Genomic DNA, 17,404 nt, shown 5'->3' with positions numbered 1-17,404 from the left:
CGTCGACAAATTCTATTGAAATTGCACAGACCAGGAGATTTACCCACATGAAGCAGACTGTTGATGAAGGCAACCCCGCCGTGGCCACCGACGACCGGATTGCCCGAGCGGTCGAGGCTGCCGACCCCGCGGTTCTGCGGGTGACCCTGATGCACCTCTTGCCCGATGACGAGCGGCTTCACAACATCAAGACATCTGCTGCGCACGCGAAGTCCGACCGCGTGCTTCCTCCGGAGATCACGGACCCTGACGACCTGAAGGTGTTGCGCGAGACGGCAACGCAGTACCTCATCGCGGCGAGGGACAGCGGCGAGGCCGACTTGCCGATTCCGTCGCGGGCGCAGTTCAAGGAGCTCTTGGAGACGTTCTTCGGGCACGATATCCAGGAGAACATGATGCAGTACTGGTGGGAGGAGTTCGGAGTAGCGCCACTTCCGCGCTCGTTCGACCTTTCTCCTGCTGCTCAGGCGAAGGTGGACGATTTCGAGGTCCTCGTCATCGGGGCCGGCATGAACGGTATCGCCGCGGCGGTCCACTTCAAGGACGCGGGCATCAAGTACACCGTGGTTGAGCGCAACGATCGAGTCGGCGGCACTTGGTACGTCAACCGTTACCCGGGGGCCCGCGTCGACGTCGCGAGCCGCGCCTACTCCTACACGTTCGAGCCCGACTTCCCCTGGAAGCACCACTACGCCGTCCAGCCTGAGCTGCTGGACTACTTCGAGCACGTTGTCGACAAGTACGACATCCGTGACTCGATCGAGTTCAACACCGACGCGACCTCGGCCACGTGGTCCGAGGACGAGCAGATGTGGACGGTCGTGCTGACGTCGGGCGGCGTCAGCCGGACAGTGAAGGTCAACGCCATCGTCAGCGCAGTCGGCCTCTTCAACCAGCCGCTCAAGCCGGCGATCCCAGGAATCGATTCGTTCAAGGGACGGCTCATCCACACGGCCCAGTGGCCTGACGAGATCGACCTCTCGGGTCAGCGGGTCGGTGTCCTGGGCACGGGCGCGAGTGGTGTCCAGGTGGTCGCGCCGCTGAGCGAGATCGCCTCGAAGGTGACCGTCTTCCAACGGGCCGGCACGTGGCTGGCCTACGTCGCTGACTACGCAGACCCCGTCAGCGATGACCAGCAGTGGATGCTGGACAACATGCCCGGTTACGTCAACTGGCTGCGGCTCGCCCAGGTGCACGCCATCAGCGACACCGGCCGCAACATGCTTCACATCGATCCGGACTGGCAGGACGAGAACACTGTCAGCGCCGTCAATTTCCGGTTCAGGGAGACCCTGCTCGACTACGTGACGTCCAAGCTCGGTCACCGTCCGGATCTCATGGAGAAGGTCATCCCCAACTACCCGCCGCTCGCGCGACGTCTCCCCAAGGACAACGGCTGGTACGACTCGCTCCTGAAGGACAATGTCGAGCTCGTCGACAGTCCTGTCGCTGAGTTCACCGAGACCGGGGTCAGGACGGAGAACGGGGAGGAGCAGGTGCTGGACGCCGTTGTCCTGGCCACTGGCTTCAACGCCAGCAACTACTTGGCGACGATCCAGTTGAAGGGCCGTGACGGCGCCACGCTGACCGAGGCATGGGCGCGGGACGGCGCTCGTGCGCACCTTGGCATGACGATTCCGGGCTTCCCGAACTTCTTCTGCCTGTACGGCCCCAACACCAACGGCCCGAGCACGCCGTGCGCCATGGGTGAGATGCAGATCCGTTACGTCATCCAGTGCATCGAGAAGATGGCCGTCGACGACAAGAAGTCGATCGAGGTGACGCCGGAGGCCTACGAGAAATCCAACGCCCTGATGGACCAGAAGCTTGCCGGTATGATCTGGATGGACAATCGTCAAAAGTCGTACTACCTCAACGAGTTCAATCGAGTCGCCACCAACGGCCCTTGGTATCAGTGGGAGTACTTCAACTGGACTCTCCAGCCCGATTTTTCTGAATATCGAATGAAGTGACGTGTCGCCGCGGCAAGGTCGCTGCGGCGTCATGTCTGTAGGCGCCCCTGGAGTGGAGTGCGGAGGACCGAGTAGTACGCGGCCCGAGCGCTCGTGGGCACTCCACCTGGGGCCCTGCCGCTGACTTGTTTGGTCACGTTTGAGTCGCCGGAGGATTTCCTATGACGTTTGTCATTACCCGCTCGTGCTGCAACGACGCATCATGTGTCGCGGTCTGTCCCGTCAACTGCATCCACCCAACGCCGGATGAGCCTGGCTACGGCAAGGCCGAGATGCTCTACATCGATCCGGTGGGTTGCATCGATTGCGGGGCGTGCGTTCCAGAATGTCCCGTTGACGCGATCGTCTCGGACATGGAACTGACCCCCGAGACGACGCCCTTCGCGGATCTGAACCGTGAGTACTACACGGTACCTGCGCACCGGGACTACCCCCCGCCGAGCAACGTGCGGCCGAAGCCGGCTGTGCCGGTCGAGGAGCGGCGCAAGTTGCGGGTGGCCATCGTCGGTTCCGGTCCGGCCGCATGCTACGCCGCGGACTGCCTTGTCAAGAACCGAGACGTGGCTGCCGAGGTTACGATGTTCGAGAAGCTGCCCACGCCGTGGGGGCTGGTCCGTTATGGCGTCGCGCCGGACCACCAGGACACGAAGGGCGTTATCAGCCAGTTCAAGCGGACGGTCGCGAATCCAGCCGTCGAGTTGCACCTGAACGTCGAGGTGGGCAAGCACGTGAGCCACCAGGACCTGCTGGACAGCCACCACGCCGTGATCTACGCCGTGGGTGCGTCGGTTGACCGGCGACTCGGCGTGCCCGGCGAGGACCTGCCCGGCAGCCACTCGGCGACTGACTTCGTGGCCTGGTACAACGGCCATCCGAGTCAGGTAGATCGTGAGTTCGACCTCAGCCATGAGCGTGCCGTCATCATCGGCAACGGCAACGTGGCGCTGGATGTGGCCCGAGTGCTGACGATGAGCGCGGCGGAGCTGACGAAGTCCGACATCGCGCCCCATGCCCTGGAAGCGCTCAAGAAGAGCGCTGTCCGGGAAGTAGTGGTGGTAGCCCGTCGCGGTCTGGCTGAGGCGGCGTTCTCCACGCCGGAGTTGCTGTCCCTCCTCGATCGCAGCGACGTGGATCTGGTGGTCGAAGACCGCGAGGTGGCGGCATCGGCCCAGGGACTTCCGGTCATGACCGCAAAGAAGCTTGAGGTCCTGACGAAGGCTGCGGCTCGTCCGGCAGGAGAGAGCCAGCGGCGAATCCGACTCGAGTTTCTCCGTACCCCGTCGGAGATCGTTGGTGCGGAGAAGGTCGAGGGCGTCCGGTTCTTCGTGAACGAGCCCGACCTCGAGGGCGGCTATCGGACCACGGACGAGGTCGAGCTGCTTGACTGCGGCTTGGTGTTCCGCGCCGTCGGTTATCGGGGTCAGCCGATCGAGGCCCTGCCGTTCGACGACCGTGCCGGCATCCTTCCCAATGACAGTGGACGCGTCGTGGACCCGGTAGATGGGCAGCCAGTGCGGGGTTCATACACGACTGGCTGGATCAAGCGCGGACCGTCCGGGGTGATCGGAACCAACAAGAAGTGCGCCTCGGAGACCGTCGCATCGCTGATCGCGGACTTCGACGAGGGCCTGCTCGATGATCCCAAGGGAGACGCAGACACCATCAAGACCGCCGTGGCTGCTGGCCAGCCGGACGCGATCACCTACCGTGACTGGCAACAGATCGACAAGTACGAGCTGGCCCAGGGTCGCGAGATCGGTCGCCCTCGTGTGAAGGTGCTGGGTGTCGAGCGCATGCTCGAGATCGTCCGAGAGTCCGCCCAGTAGGCCGACAGCGTCGTTAGGTGAACGCCCGCAGGCGGCGGGAGAGCTCGCTGAGCATGCGCTTGGCTGGTTAGCCGTTGGCCACCCGATCGGAACCGTGAAGGAATCGGTGTCGTCGGTGGCGAGCGCCATGCCCCGGCGCACGACTGTCTGGGCGACGTGCCGCTGTCCGCCTCGAGGTAGCGAAGCGGCCTGATCTCGGTGTGGTGCACGGCAGGCTCCGGCACGGGTCCGGGGTTACCGACGTCGAATCCTGTTCGGTTGCGCGGATGGAAGCGCCTGGGAACAAGCCGTCGCTGAACCCGAACGGTGGCAGGTGACGCCGCCCGCCGGCGCGATAAGCCCCCGCCGTCCAACCAGTTGCTAGTCAAAACGTGAGAGAGGCCTCTACCCATGACAGACAAGACGTTCGCCGTCCAGGATCCGGCGACCCTGGAGGACATCGCTCGCGTTCGTGACCACGATATGTCGGATGCGATCCGGGCTGTCGATCTCGCATCTCGCGCCTTCCCCGCGTGGGCGGCGACGTCGCCCCGCGAGCGCTCCGACATCCTGCGGCGCACCTTTGACCTCATGCTTCGCGACAAGGAGCAACTTGCCCGCCTGATCGCTCGGGAGAACGGGAAGTCGCTGGCGGACGCGGCAGCGGAGGTCACCTACGCCGCTGAGTTCTTCCGCTGGTTCTCCGAGGAAGCTGTTCGACCTGGGGGTGAGTTCGGAGAGACACCCGGGGGAGGAGCCCGAACGATCGTGCACCACCGTCCCGTGGGTGTGGCCGCCTTGGTGACGCCTTGGAACTTCCCGGCCGCGATGGCGACGCGCAAGATCGCGCCGGCGCTCGCAGCAGGCTGCACCGCTGTGCTGAAGCCCGCACGGGAGACCCCGCTCACCGCGATTGCCATCGGTGCCCTCCTTCATGAGGCCGGCCTGCCTGATGGAGCCATCGAGATCGTGCCGAGCACGGATGCCCGTGGTGTGGTGTCGGCGTGGCTCAAGGACGACCGCGTTCGAAAAGTCTCCTTCACCGGATCCACCGGCGTCGGCCGCAACCTCCTCAGCCTGGCCGCCGACCGTGTCATCAACGCGTCGATGGAGCTCGGGGGCAATGCGCCGCTCATCGTCACCGACGACGCGGACCTCGACGTCGCGGTTGCCGGCGCCATGACGGCAAAGTTCCGCGGTGGTGGTCAGGCGTGCACGGCAGCGAACCGGCTCTATGTGCATGAGGCAGTGGCCGAAGAGTTCATCGCACGATTCGGCGCCGAGGTGGAGAAGCTGACCGTCGGTGTGGCTGCCGAGGGCGCGGCAATCGGTCCGCTGATCTCCAGGCGTGCGGTCGTCAGCATCACGGCCACTGTTGAGGCTGCAGTGGCCCAAGGGGCTCGAATCTCCCACCGCGCGGCACTGCCAAGCGCACCCGGCCACTTCTTTCCGCCGATGGTCCTCGTCGACCTGGCGCCCGACAACGGCATCCTCAGCGAGGAGCTGTTCGGCCCCGTGGCGCCGATCGTGGTTTGGTCCGACGAGGAGGACATGCTCCAGCAGGCCAACGCGACGGAGTACGGGCTTGCCTCCTACGTCTTCGCCGGCGACCTCGGGCGGGCCCTGCGCATCGCCGAGCGAATCGAGGCTGGCATGGTCGGCGTCAACCGGGGTGTGGTCTCGGATCCCTCCGCACCGTTTGGCGGTGTGAAGCAGAGTGGGCTCGGCCGCGAAGGTGCGCGTGAGGGGATGCTGGAGTTCCAGGAGCCCCAGTACTTCTCGGTGGCGTGGGACGCATGACTCGCCTGGCCGGGGCGGAGTGCAGCGTCATCATCGAGTCGCGCCTGCTCGAAGCCCGTCCGGTGATGGATCAGACCCTGGACCAAGCAGCCGTGCTGCGGGCTTTCGACGATCTTCGCCGGGGCGTTGCAAGGCGGGTAGCAGGTGAGGAGGGCATCTTCGTCGGGTTCAATCAGCTCGACTTCGACTCCCGGCCCGAGGCTGCGGGCGAGATTGCGGTGACAGCCGTGTTGGTTGACCACTCACCGACGTGGCACTCGGCTTACTACCAGGCGTTCATGACGCGGGACCGTTTCATGAAGTCGGTCCGGACCGCTTCGGTGGCCCGTGGCTCGGGAACCACCGTGACTCCCCGGACGTCCTGTCTCTGATGCGACGCGGGTCCGTCGTAGACAGCGTTCATGGTCCTCCGGAAGGAATCCAGGTCAATTCCGGCCCTGGCCCGTAGGGTCCTGGGGTTCCCACGGGGCGTCTGCCCGCGACGTGCGCATGGAACGGACCGCCGGTGTCGAAGCACCCTCGCAGCACCAGGGCAACGCCATGGCGGTTAGCGCCAGTGAGGGGCGCGCGTTCGTCCGCGTCCGCAGTGTGGAGCCGTCCAAGGACCGCGCCGTCCACGTCCCGTTGTTCTGCGGGTCCGGGAGGCTCGCCCGTCAGCCTGCCTTGTGCGGGGCTGATGATCCACCGTCGGGCCTCCCGTGCCGATCATGGTCGATCCGGCGAGCATCATGAAGGGACCGCTGCACCGCGGCCCGTCCGCCTCCACTCGAGCTGCCTTCTGGGTAGCGCGGTGCATCTCGGCCAGATCCGCGCATGAGCCCGGGAGTCGACGAGGTGGGGAGTACGCGCTCCTGCCCTCGGGCAGGAGCAGTCGAGTGTGGCTGGTGAGCCCGTGAACCAAGTGTTGCGAGCGTGTTGCCACGGACGAATCTCGCGACTATGATTACCGGGCATAACAACTCGATTATCGAACAAGAAATGAGGCATGCTCCATGGCGCATGGGAAGGTGGCCCGCCTGGGCCATGTTGGAATCGCGGTCGCAGACATCGATCGCTCTGTCGACTTCTACACTGGCGTGCTCGGTATGCGACTGACCGAGATGTTCCGCTACGGCGCGGATGAGGTCGGACACGGTGTGGCCGTGTTGGCTGGCGCCTTCGTGCGCGGCGACGCGGACACGATTCACCACCGACTGTCGATCTTCACGCTGCGCAACCCGAATGCGCAGCAGCCTCACGCCCAGGCGCTGGGCCTGCACCACATCGCCTTCGAGATGGACAGCAGCGGCGACCTTGTGGAGCTGTACCGCCGGTTCAAGGAGCGGGAGGTCCCGATCATCAACGCACGCATCGGTGGCCCCGGCAACCAGCCGCGGTTCTACGGTCTCGACCCCGATGGCAACCTGCTGGAGTTCTACTGGAACATCGATCAGGTCGGCTGGGACGGCATCCCGCGAGCCTACCCGTCGATCCAGGAGATCGAGCTCGAGGACTTCGACTTCGATGCTTACGAGGTTGAGCGGGAGCGTCAAGCTGAAGCCGAGCAGGCTCGCCGCGCGGCGCTCCTGACTGGGAGCAGGGCGTGACGAAGATCGCCCGCTTCCGGTTCGCTGGGGAGGACCGCCTCGGTGCAGTGCGTGGGGATGACTACGTTGACCTGAACAAGGCCTATGCGCAGGCACTTGGCTCGCGCGGCGTGGTCGGCGCCGTCCTGGTGGCCGAGGCGACGCTGCCGACCGATGCGCTTCGGTTCTTCCAGAACGGAGAAGCGGCTCTCAAGGCCGTGAGCGAGGCTGTCGCCTACGTCGGATCGATTTCCGATGCGGACGCGCGTCGTGACGGACTGCTGGTCGCGCGCGAATTCACCAAGACCCTGGTCCCGATCCCCAACCCTCCGAAGATCATCTGCGTCGCGCGGAACTATGGCAAGCACGCAGAGGAGGCTGGGCTGCAGGTGTCGGAGATCCCGATCCTGTTCGCCCGTTTTGCCGCCACGCAGGTTGCGGATGGCGATCCCATCGTCGTGCCTGCGGTGTCGGACCAGGTGGACTGGGAGGGCGAGTTGGCGATCGTAATAGGCCAGGGCGGTCGCCATATCACCAAGGACCGTGCCATGGAGCACGTCGCTGGCTACACGATCTTCAACGACGTGTCCGTTCGTGACTACCAGTTCCGGGTGACTCAATACACCGAGGGCAAGAACTTCCATGCATCCGGGCCGGTTGGTCCGAGCATCGCTCTGGTGGACGAGGGGCTTGACCCCCATGCGCTCCCGATCGTGACCACGATCAACGGCGTGGTGAAGCAGGATGCGTCGACCGACGAGCTGATTTTCGATATCCCCACCATTATCGAACACATCTCCACCTTCATCGAGTTGGAGCCCGGCGACGTGATCCCCACCGGCACGCCTGCGGGCGTGGGCTTCAAGCGGACGCCTCCTGAGTTCCTGCGGGAGGGCGACGTCATCGATGTCGCCATCGAGGGCATCGGAGTGCTGACCAACCCCGTGATCAACGAAGTACGAACGAAGGAGGCCTGAGATGGCTGAGTCCGGATTCGCGCGCGGACTTCGCATCCGCAAGGAGGTCGTCGGCGAGGTCTACGTCGACCGCGCCTTCGCCAATGCCGGTGAGTTCGGCCGTGAGTTCCAGGAACTGGTGACAGAGTTCTGCTGGGGCGCCTCATGGGGCCGCGAGACTCTCAGTCGTCGCGATCGCAGCCTGCTGAACCTTGCGATCATCGGCACGCTCGGTCGAACTGCGGAGTTCAAGCTCCACACCGAGGGCGCTCTCCGCAACGGCGTCACGCCGGATGAGATCAAGGACGCGTTGATTCACCTTGCGGTCTACGCGGGGATCCCGGCTGGCGTCGAGGCTTTCCGCGTCGCCGGCGAGGTGATGCGGGACCATGAAGAGGCGCAGCGCGACTAGATCGCGAAGCCACCCTGACCTGACGGAGATGCAATGATCACCTCAGATGTGCGCTTTCCACCGACATCGCTCCTCATCAACGGGGAGTGGCGGCCAGCGAGCGACAACCGCACGATCGACGCGATATCGCCCGCCACGGGCGAGAAGATCGCTGACCTAGCAGCCGCGACCAAGGCCGACGTCGACGCAGCGGTGCAGGCGGCGCATGCCGAGTTCACGAGCGGTGCCTGGCGGTCGACGTCAGGCGCCGAGCGTGGGCGCCTCCTCTGGCGGTTCGCCGATCTCGTGGAGGCCGATCGGGAGAACCTCGGGCGGCTGGAGGCGTTGGATGTAGGGCGTCCCTTCGGCGAGGCTGCCTTCGCCGAAATCCCTGTCGTGGTGGAGACGTTGCGTCATTTCGCCGGGTGGGCCGACAAGATCTCTGGATCGACGTACAACCTGCCGCCGTTCTTGGGGGCGGACCGCTTCTCCTACACGTTGCGTCAGCCCTTGGGTGTCGTCGCCGCGATCACACCGTGGAACGCACCGACCATGATCGCGTCGTGGAAGATCGCCCCTGCGCTGGCGAGTGGGAACACCCTCGTCGTCAAGCCAGCCCTCGAAGCTTCGTTGACGACGTTGCGTTTGGGGGAGCTCGCGCTCGAGGCCGGCATTCCTCCAGGTGTGCTGAACATCCTGACCGGACGTGGCTCTGAGATCGGCACCGCCCTCATCGCCCACCCGTTGGTGTCGAAGGTCTCGTTCACGGGGTCGACCGAGGTTGGCATCGGAATCGCATCGAATGCCGGGGCGGCCTTGAAGAAGGTGACGCTGGAACTGGGTGGCAAGTCGCCGCAGATCGTGTGGCCGGACGCGAACCTGGATGAGGTCGTTCCTGTCGCCGCACTGTCGATCTTCGCCAACCAGGGCCAGACTTGTGCCTCCGGATCGCGGATCTACGTGCATCGATCCGTACTGAATGACTTCGTGGCGCGCATCAAGGTTCATGCCGAGTCGATCACGGTGGGTGATCCGTTGGCCGACGGCACTGACATGGGCTCGCTCATCAGCGAGAAGCAGATGCGTCGCGTGCTGGGCTACATTGCCTCGGCGCGTGAGGAAGGGGCCACTCTGGTTACTGGTGGCTCGCGGATCGGTGATCGCGGCTACTTCGTCGAACCTACTGTCTTCGTGGGCAACAACGACCTGACGATCGCCCAGGAGGAGATCTTTGGGCCGGTCGGAACCATCGTTCCGTTCGACGACGACGACGAGGTTCTCGACTTCGCCAACGGCACCGACTACGGACTGACCGCGGTGCTGTGGACCAACGATGTTCGGCGTATCAACCGATTCACGCGTGATCTTCGGGTTGGGGTGGTGTGGGTCAATGCCTGGGGCACGCCTCATCCCTCGCTGCCGTGGCTCGGTGTCAAGAACAGCGGTATCGGCGAGGAGCTGGGGCTTGCTGGACTGCATGCGAACACGCAGCTCAAGACGGTCAATGTACTGTCGCCTGCGGCCGGGGAGGGGGAACGGCATGAGTGAGAGTAGTGAACTCGCCGACAAGGTGCGGGCGGTCCATCGGCGCTACCCCACAGGGGTCACGATCGTGTCAGTGGCGGATGAGGATGGGGCGCCCGGGGGCCTGGCTGTCAATGCCTTCTCCTCGGTGTCCCTCGAACCGCCGCTCATCCTCGTAGCGATCAACGCGACATCGTCGACCTACCCGAAGTTGTTCGGTGCCGACCACATCGCGGTTAACGTCGTCGCGGAAAGCCAAGAGGCTGTTGTCCAGACCTTTGCCAAGTCTGGACCGGACAAGTTCGCGAACATCGCTTGGCACCCAGGAGTCACGGGTGCCCCGCTGATCGATGGTGCGAGCGGCTACTTCGAGCTAGCAGTCCGCTACCGGATTCCGGCCTACACGCACACGATCTTCATCGGGGAGGTCATCGCGGCGTCCTTCACCGACGAGCCGGCTCTCATCTACGTCGATGGGAGTTTCCATCCCGGCTCAGTGATCCTCGGCAACGCCGACTGAGGAGTCCGAACCTGACTCCGAACATGACAACGTCCGCGTGGATAACCACGCGGACGTTGTCCGTCTTCGGCTCGATGCGGGCTTCGTTCCGGGATTGTTGAACGTCAACCCTCGCACCGGTTCCACAGAGTTTCCGCGGGCTCGACACCGAGAAGATCGTAGTACTGGCGAAGCAGATCACGGGCCTGCGCTGAGAAGTCCTCGTAGGCCTGGCCGTCCGTGAACTCGTCGACGTCCATGGTGTAACCGGTTCGCTCGAAGCGCTCGTGGCGGATCATCCGCCCCTCCGCCGCGGCCAGGATGCCGTCGAGGAGGACCGAGTTGTCCCGCTCGACGCGTGCCATGTCGGTCGGTGTCGCTCTGAGAACGACGACGGAGAGATAACTCATCAGATTTCTGACTGCCTTTCGGGCGCGTGGGGATCTGTCCTGGGTGCGGCGTTGGGCCGCGCGGGTTGGCCAGGGGACGAAGGCGCGGTCATCGCGCAACCCGAGTCAGGCTTAGGCTCGTCCCGACCAGAACACGGGTTACGATAACCGGTTTCGCGATGCATAATTATCGTACAATGCGAGCAGGTGGGTCAACGCCACTCCCTCGGCGCACTCGGCAACCAGTCGGCCCCATCCGGTGGTGCCGTCGGGTGTGGCCTGACCGTTCGACTTCGCGGGCGGTTCTCCGCTCGGGCGTTCGCCAGCCTGGCGTCCCGGAGTCGCACGAACCTAAGACGGCCTAATACTGGTGTCCCATAACCCGATAATCGGTGCTAAGGTTGTCGGGTTGAGGACCGAGGAACATGGACGACCCTGGTGAGTGCCAGGTCGTCGCCCCATTGGAGGAGTGGCCGCAGAGTGATGGATCCAGAACAGCCTGCCTCTGAAACGGTGCCGACGGAGTTCCCTTCGCACTGGCTGGCGCAGTTCGCCCGCAACAATCCTCGGCGGATGGCTGCGTTGTCGGCGCTGCCGGGCGACACCGAGGCTGATGTCTGCATCGTCGGTGGGGGCTACACCGGCCTGTGGGTGGCGATTGAACTGAAGCGGGCCGATCCGGAGATGGACGTCGTCGTCCTCGAGGCCAAGTTCTGTGGATTCGGGGCATCCGGCCGCAATGGTGGCACGTTCGTGCCGCAGATCATGGGTTCGCGCGAGCACTGGGCCAAGCGGGTCGGTCGCGACGCGGTCATCGGCTTCGAGCGGCATCTCCGCGAGTCGGTGTCGGCCGTGGAGGAGGCCTTGGCAAGGGAATCCGTGTCCTGTGACTTCGTCCGTTCGGGGAGCATCCGATTCGCCCGGAACCCGCTCGAGCAAGAGTGGCTCGAGTCGCAGATCCGATCCGACCGGGAGTGGGGCGTCTCCGAGGACGACACGTTCCTGCTCGGTGCGGAGGAGAGTGCCGCCATTGTCGGCGTCGCGTCAGCCACCGGTGCCCGCTTCAACCGGAATGCGGCCAATGTGGACCCGGCAGCCCTGGTCGTTGGGCTTCGAGAAGCCGCCGTTCGCCGCGGCGTTCGGGTATACGAGAACACCCGCGTAACCAGCATCGAACCGCGTCTCGCCTCGACGGTCCTCGGCGACGTCAGGGCCAAGTACATCGTGCGCGCCACGGAGGCCTACTCGCCGACCGTCGGCGCCAAGGACATCGTTCCCGTGCATTCGTCGATGCTCGTCACCGAGCGGCTACCGGAAGCGGTCTGGGACGAGATCAACTGGTCCGGGCGTCAGAGCGTCAGTGCCGAGCACCCGTTCCTCCACCTCCAGCGCACGTCGGACGACCGGATCACTATTGGCGGCGACGACGCCCGGATCCCATACAAGTGGGCATCGTCGACTTCGGCCGAGGCGACCGCGACAGAGAACGTCCACCGTGTCTATCGCGAGGAGCTCGATCGGCTGTTCCCGGTGCTGCGTGACCACCGGATCGAAACTTCGTGGCAGGGCATCTTCGGGGCCCCCCGGAACTGGGCGCCAGCCATCCAGTTCGACAGGTCGAGCGGTGTTGTCGTGGCGGGAGGCTATGTCGGCGAAGGCCTTACGGCGTCGTACCTCGCGGCCAAGACGGTGCGCGACCTGCTGATGGGCCAAGACACGGTGTACGCGCGGCTGCCCTGGGTCGTGGACCGCCTCCGGTCGTGGGAACCGGAACCACTGCGCGCGGTCGGAAGCGCCGCTATCTGGAGCATGCGGTATCTGGGTGGCAAGCGAGAGCTGCGCAGTCAGAGGGCATCCAAGATCGCCAACTTCGCCAACCGGCTCGCCGGGCACACCGGAAACCTCGGCTAATCACCGACACGTGTAGAGCAAATGCAGGGATGAGGACATAGCAATGGCATCAAGTATCGACCCGATCACCTTCAGCGTCGTGCTCAACCGCTTCAACAGCATTGCCAGCGAGATGACTCTGGTGCTCGAGCGCGCGGCGATGACCGCAATCCTAGCGCTCAGTCGGGACTACTCGTGCTGCATCTACGATGCGCGAGGGCGCCAGGTGGCAATGGTGGATGCCATCCCGGTGCACACCAGCTCGATGAGCATGTTGCTGAATGAAGTCACGAAGGCCTTCGGTGACAACATCTTCGAGGGTGACGTCATCGTGGTGAACTCGGCGTATCACGGCAACACCCATATTGGAGACCTGGTCGCCCTGGTGCCGGTCTTCATCGAGGGTGAGCACCGGTTCTGGGCCGCCGCGAAGGGACATCAGCTCGACGTGGGTGCGTCCGTGCCGTCTAGCGTCAACGAGTGGGCCGACAACATCTGGCAGGAGGGGCTGCAGCTGCCTCCCATCAAGTTCTACGAGCGAGGCGTGCCTCGCACTGACGTGATCGCGATGTACTTGGCCAACGTTCGCTACGCCGACTTGCTCCGCGGGGACCTCATGGCACAGTTCGGATCCGTCTGGACGGCCGAGCGCCGCCTGCATCAGCTCTGCGAGGAGTTCGGCGGAGCCCTGGTGGTCCGATATGCCGACGAGATCATCGACTACACCAACAGGCGCGCCAGGGCAGCCATCCGTGAGATTCCCAATGGAATCTACATCGGCGAGAGCTGGATGGACTCGGACGCCAAGGAGCAGCAGAATCTGCTCGTTCGAGCGACCGTGACGGTCGAGGACGAGACCATCCACGTCGACTTCGCCGGGACAGCACCCCAGGTGCCGTCTGGGCACAACGCCTCGCTGGGTGTGTGCGTCGCCCAGGCGACCGCCGCCATCGCTATGATGTTCGACGCTGACATCCCGCGGAACGAGGGGTGTTTCGACCTCATCACGGTTACCGCTCCAGAAGGCTCCATGGTGAACCCGATCTGGCCCGCTTCCACGGCATCGGCGACTACCCAGCCGGGGGATGTGATTGCCGAGGCAGTCACCAAGGCGCTCACGCCGGTCATTCCATCGCGGGTCCGCGCTGGGACCGCTCACTGGTCCAACGTGCCGAACCTGTCTGGCACGGACCCCGACACCGGAGTGGCGTGGGGTCACCTCATGCTCAACGGCGGCGGTGGTGGCGGAGCCGCCGACGGAGCGGACGGGTGGCCGTTGTGGGTGTGCGTGGCAGCGTCGGGCGGACTCAAGATCCCGGGCATCGAACACAGTGAACTCCTCTACCCGCTGCATTTCGAGCGGTGGGAGGTTGCGGCTGACTCGATGGGACTGGGGGAGTACATCGGAGGCCCCGGTGTCCGCGTCACGGTGTCTCCGACGGCGGACGAGATCGAATGGATCCAGGTCAACGACTCGCTCATCAACCAGCCACACGGTGCGAACGGCGGCACCCCGGGCGCCGGCGGCGGTCACTACCTCGAGCCGACGGTCGACTCGCCGCGACGATTCCTGCCGCCAGCAGTCTTCGCGACGCTGGGATCTGGCGACCGGTGGACCGGCGTCTCCTCCGGAGGCGGAGGATGGGGTGATCCCCTGCGACGGAGCGCCGAGCAGGTGCAGAGCGATGTCCGTGACGGCATGTACGGCATCGACGCTGCCCGCGATGTCTTCGGTGTGGTCCTAATGGGGGCGGCGGACAGTCCGACGATCGCGGCCACGGAAACCGAAGCGCTCCGAGCATCGCTTCGTGCCGCGAGAGCCAGCAATCCACTGGTGGCCATTACTCCGACGGCGCCGGGAACGGGTTCCTGGGTGGCCACCCACACACAGACCGATGACCTGTTCATCGCGTCAGCGATCGACGCCCGCAAACTCTGACCGACCGACACCACCAGACAAGGAGACGATCACGATGGGATGGAACATCGGCGTCGACATCGGCGGCACCTTCACTGACCTCGTCGCCGTGCGCGGTGATGGCACCGCACGGCTGTGGAAGACAGACTCGACCCCGGAACGGCTCGGCGATGGCGTCAAGAACGGCCTGACCGACCTCGCCCGCGAGCTCGGACTCACGGTCCGGGAGCTGCTCGCGGACACCGACTACTTCGTGCACGGATCGACCGTGGCAACGAACACGCTCATCGAGCGGAACGGACCCAAGGTGGGGCTTCTCGCCACCGAGGGCTTCCGGGACTCGCTCTACTTCCGTGACGGATTCAAGTGGGACCGGTTCAACATCAAGTTGCCACGTCCCCAGGACTTCGTCCCGCGCCACCTCCGGCTGGGGGTGAGGGAGCGCATCGACAAGAACGGCGGCGTGAAGGTCCCCCTCGACTGGTCCTCGCTGGCTCGGGCGATCAACACGTTTCGGGCGAGTGACGTCGAGAGCATCGCCGTCTGCCTGCTTTGGGCCCACGTCAACCCTGTCCACGAGCAGCAGATCAAGGAGCACCTAGCCGAGGAGCTGCCGGGCGTCCCGGTCATGTTGTCGTCGGAGGTGTTGCCCGAGATCGGCGAGTGGGTCCGGACATCTTCGACCGTCCTATCGGCCTATGTGTTTCCTCGAACCAACACCTACCTCCGTGAGCTGGAGTCCTGGTTGGCCACGAACGGGCTTCGGACGTCCCTACAGATCATGCAGCTCAACGGTGGATGCGCCGCCGTAGACCACGTCCTACGCGCGCCGGTGAGCATCGTCCACTCCGGACCGGCTGCGGCACCGGCAGCCTCGCGGTGGATCGTCGAGCAGATCGGGCTCGAGGATGCGATGACCATCGATATGGGGGGCACCTCCTTCGAGGCAGGCATCATCCGCCGTGGCGAGATCCCACTGTCGCGCGACGAGATGATCGCTCATCAGCCGATCGGCCTGCCAGCCGTGGAGATCGCGTCCATCGGTGCAGGCGGTGGATCCATCGCCTGGGTCGACAACGGCGGTGCGCTGAGGGTGGGGCCGCAGTCGGCCGGTTCGATGCCCGGGCCAGCGGCCTATGCCCGGGGTGGGCGGTTCCCGACCGTGACCGATGCGAACATCGTGCTTGGCTACCTGTCACCGGAGACGTTCCTGGGTGGTCGGCGCCCGCTGCGTCCTGACCTGGCTCTCAAGGCGATCGAGGAGCATGTTGCGGGTCCTCTCGGTATCTCCGATCCCCATGAAGCCGCAGCGGGGATTCTCCGTGTCGTCAATGACAACATGGTCAATGCCATCCGGGCAGTGACGGTCGAGCGCGGGATCGATCCTCGCGGGTTCGTCATGGTCACCGGAGGTGGCGGTGGCGCCCTGCACGGTGCGCGGATGGCTGACGCGCTGGAGATCGCCTCGATCGTCGTGCCCTTCCAGTCTGGCCTTCTCTCGGCCTTCGGCATGACTGTGTCGGACGTCCGCCACGACTACTCGGCAACGCTCTATGCACAGACGTCTGACATGCCGTGGGATGAGTTGAACGCCATCTACCGCAAGCTGGAGGCAGATGCGGAGGAGGACCTTCGCCTCGCGGGCTTCCGGGCCGATTCGTCGGAGATCGCTCGGACTGTTGACGCCCGGTACGCCGGACAGGTCCACGAGTTGATCGTTCCGGTGCCTGCGGGAGTTCTCGACCAGACCTCCCTGGAGGACATGCGCCGGTTCTTCGATGACGCCCACCGGGAGCGATTCTCATACGACCTCCCTGAGGCACCCATCGAGTTCCTTCACTGGCGTGCCACCGGAATCGGTGTCCGACCGCGGCCGGCCTCGGCCAACGCCCGCGTTGAGTCGGCTCGCGATGACGCTGGGTCGGAAGTGCCTCACGGCGTGCGGCGCGCGTACTTCGAAGAGGCAGGCGGATTCGTCGAGGTGCCGGCCCTGAACGCGCTGATTCTCGAGGACGGTGCAGTGGTCGCGGGCCCGGCCCTTCTCGATTCACCGACGACCACTGTCCTGGTGCCCCCGGGCTACCGGGCGACGGCGGAACCCGGTGGCTTCCGCCTTGTACGAAGCGATGCCGTCGAACATCCAGAGTCGATCGAGATCAGGGAGGCGAACTGATGAGCCAACAGCAGGCCGCACGGGGCCACGCCGACGATCCGGAGTCCATGTCCGTGAATGAGCGCACCGTGCGCACGGTTGTCGAGATCCTCGGAGACGGCAGCCGAATCGACGAGCTCGACGACTACCTGACCGAGGACTATGTGCGTCACGGCCATTCACGCGACATGGGCCGCGAGGAGTTCAAGGAGGTCATCCGGGAGCTGCACCGCGGGATCCCGGCCATGACGACGAGCGAGATCGAGCTCATCGAGCAGGGTTCGACGGTGGCCTACCGCTGGCAGTCGACCGGCGTCCATGCCGGGCAGTACATGGGCGTGATCGCGACTGGCAAATGCGTGCGGGCCAAGGGCATCACCATGAGTCGCCTTCGCGACGGAAGGATCTGCGAGGAATGGGCCTCCTGGAACGAGGTCAGCCTCCTCCACGAACTCGGGATCATCCCGCTCGGACAGTGAGTCGAACGCGACTTTCCTGACCGGGGCCGCGTGAAAATCAAAACCAGAGTCGAAATTCAGAGG

Annotated in this window: 14 protein-coding genes; 13 read left to right on the top strand and 1 reads right to left on the bottom strand. The window is 64.8% G+C overall.

Annotation, left to right across the window (positions count from 1 at the left end):
* Positions 1 to 47: 47 nt before the first annotated feature.
* From ACYQ1K_RS15925 to ACYQ1K_RS15885, 9 genes are all read left to right on the top strand, one after another.
* The gene (locus ACYQ1K_RS15925; protein WP_459984093.1) at positions 48 to 1,973 is read left to right on the top strand and encodes a flavin-containing monooxygenase; all 1,926 of its coding nucleotides are present in this window, start codon (positions 48 to 50) and stop codon (positions 1,971 to 1,973) included.
* A gap of 161 nt (positions 1,974 to 2,134) precedes the next feature.
* Entirely contained in the window at positions 2,135 to 3,799 is a 1,665-nt protein-coding gene (locus tag ACYQ1K_RS15920; RefSeq protein WP_459984092.1) for an FAD-dependent oxidoreductase, read from the top strand.
* Positions 3,800 to 4,189: 390 nt separating this feature from the next.
* Positions 4,190 to 5,578: an NAD-dependent succinate-semialdehyde dehydrogenase gene (locus ACYQ1K_RS15915; protein ID WP_459984091.1), complete on the top strand. Its 1,389-nt coding sequence runs from the start codon at positions 4,190 to 4,192 to the stop codon at positions 5,576 to 5,578.
* Positions 5,575 to 5,949: a hypothetical protein gene (locus tag ACYQ1K_RS15910; RefSeq protein WP_459984090.1), complete on the top strand. Its 375-nt coding sequence runs from the start codon at positions 5,575 to 5,577 to the stop codon at positions 5,947 to 5,949. The genes ACYQ1K_RS15915 and ACYQ1K_RS15910 overlap by 4 nt, the downstream gene beginning before the upstream one ends.
* 621 nt (positions 5,950 to 6,570) lie before the next feature.
* Complete coding sequence (locus ACYQ1K_RS15905; protein WP_459984089.1) at positions 6,571 to 7,164, top strand: VOC family protein; 594 nt, start codon at positions 6,571 to 6,573, stop codon at positions 7,162 to 7,164.
* A complete protein-coding gene (locus tag ACYQ1K_RS15900; protein WP_459984088.1) occupies positions 7,161 to 8,120 on the top strand; it encodes a fumarylacetoacetate hydrolase family protein in 960 nt (319 codons plus the stop codon). Before ACYQ1K_RS15905 ends, ACYQ1K_RS15900 begins: the two co-directional genes overlap by 4 nt.
* A gap of 1 nt (position 8,121) precedes the next feature.
* Entirely contained in the window at positions 8,122 to 8,511 is a 390-nt protein-coding gene (locus ACYQ1K_RS15895; RefSeq protein WP_459984087.1) for a carboxymuconolactone decarboxylase family protein, read from the top strand.
* 33 nt (positions 8,512 to 8,544) lie between these two features.
* Positions 8,545 to 10,038 (top strand): aldehyde dehydrogenase family protein, encoded by a 1,494-nt coding sequence (locus ACYQ1K_RS15890; protein ID WP_459984086.1) that lies wholly within the window; start codon positions 8,545 to 8,547, stop codon positions 10,036 to 10,038.
* The gene (locus ACYQ1K_RS15885) at positions 9,968 to 10,534 is read left to right on the top strand and encodes a flavin reductase family protein (protein ID WP_459984085.1); all 567 of its coding nucleotides are present in this window, start codon (positions 9,968 to 9,970) and stop codon (positions 10,532 to 10,534) included. The genes ACYQ1K_RS15890 and ACYQ1K_RS15885 overlap by 71 nt, the downstream gene beginning before the upstream one ends.
* Before the next feature lie 104 nt (positions 10,535 to 10,638).
* Here the strand turns inward: ACYQ1K_RS15885 and ACYQ1K_RS15880 are convergent, their stop codons facing one another.
* Positions 10,639 to 10,923 (bottom strand): hypothetical protein, encoded by a 285-nt coding sequence (locus ACYQ1K_RS15880; RefSeq protein WP_459984084.1) that lies wholly within the window; start codon positions 10,921 to 10,923, stop codon positions 10,639 to 10,641.
* Between the two features lie 552 nt (positions 10,924 to 11,475).
* Here ACYQ1K_RS15880 and ACYQ1K_RS15875 point away from each other — a divergent pair.
* The 4 genes from ACYQ1K_RS15875 to ACYQ1K_RS15860 are packed head-to-tail and all read left to right on the top strand — an operon-like array spanning position 11,476 to position 17,341.
* The gene (locus ACYQ1K_RS15875) at positions 11,476 to 12,813 is read left to right on the top strand and encodes an NAD(P)/FAD-dependent oxidoreductase (RefSeq protein ID WP_459984083.1); all 1,338 of its coding nucleotides are present in this window, start codon (positions 11,476 to 11,478) and stop codon (positions 12,811 to 12,813) included.
* 43 nt (positions 12,814 to 12,856) lie between these two features.
* Positions 12,857 to 14,731 carry a hydantoinase B/oxoprolinase family protein gene (locus tag ACYQ1K_RS15870; RefSeq protein ID WP_459984082.1) on the top strand — a complete coding sequence of 625 codons (1,875 nt, stop codon included), beginning with the start codon at positions 12,857 to 12,859 and terminating at the stop codon, positions 14,729 to 14,731.
* Between the two features lie 34 nt (positions 14,732 to 14,765).
* Positions 14,766 to 16,883, top strand: coding sequence for a hydantoinase/oxoprolinase family protein (locus ACYQ1K_RS15865; RefSeq protein ID WP_459984081.1), 2,118 nt, complete (start codon positions 14,766 to 14,768; stop codon positions 16,881 to 16,883).
* The gene (locus ACYQ1K_RS15860) at positions 16,883 to 17,341 is read left to right on the top strand and encodes an ester cyclase (RefSeq protein ID WP_459984080.1); all 459 of its coding nucleotides are present in this window, start codon (positions 16,883 to 16,885) and stop codon (positions 17,339 to 17,341) included. The genes ACYQ1K_RS15865 and ACYQ1K_RS15860 overlap by 1 nt, the downstream gene beginning before the upstream one ends.
* Positions 17,342 to 17,404 lie beyond the last annotated feature (63 nt).

Source organism: Nocardioides sp. AN3, from assembly GCF_054653495.1.
The sequence above is the reverse complement of the archived record's forward strand: the minus strand, read 5'-3'. Positions and strand labels throughout refer to the sequence as shown.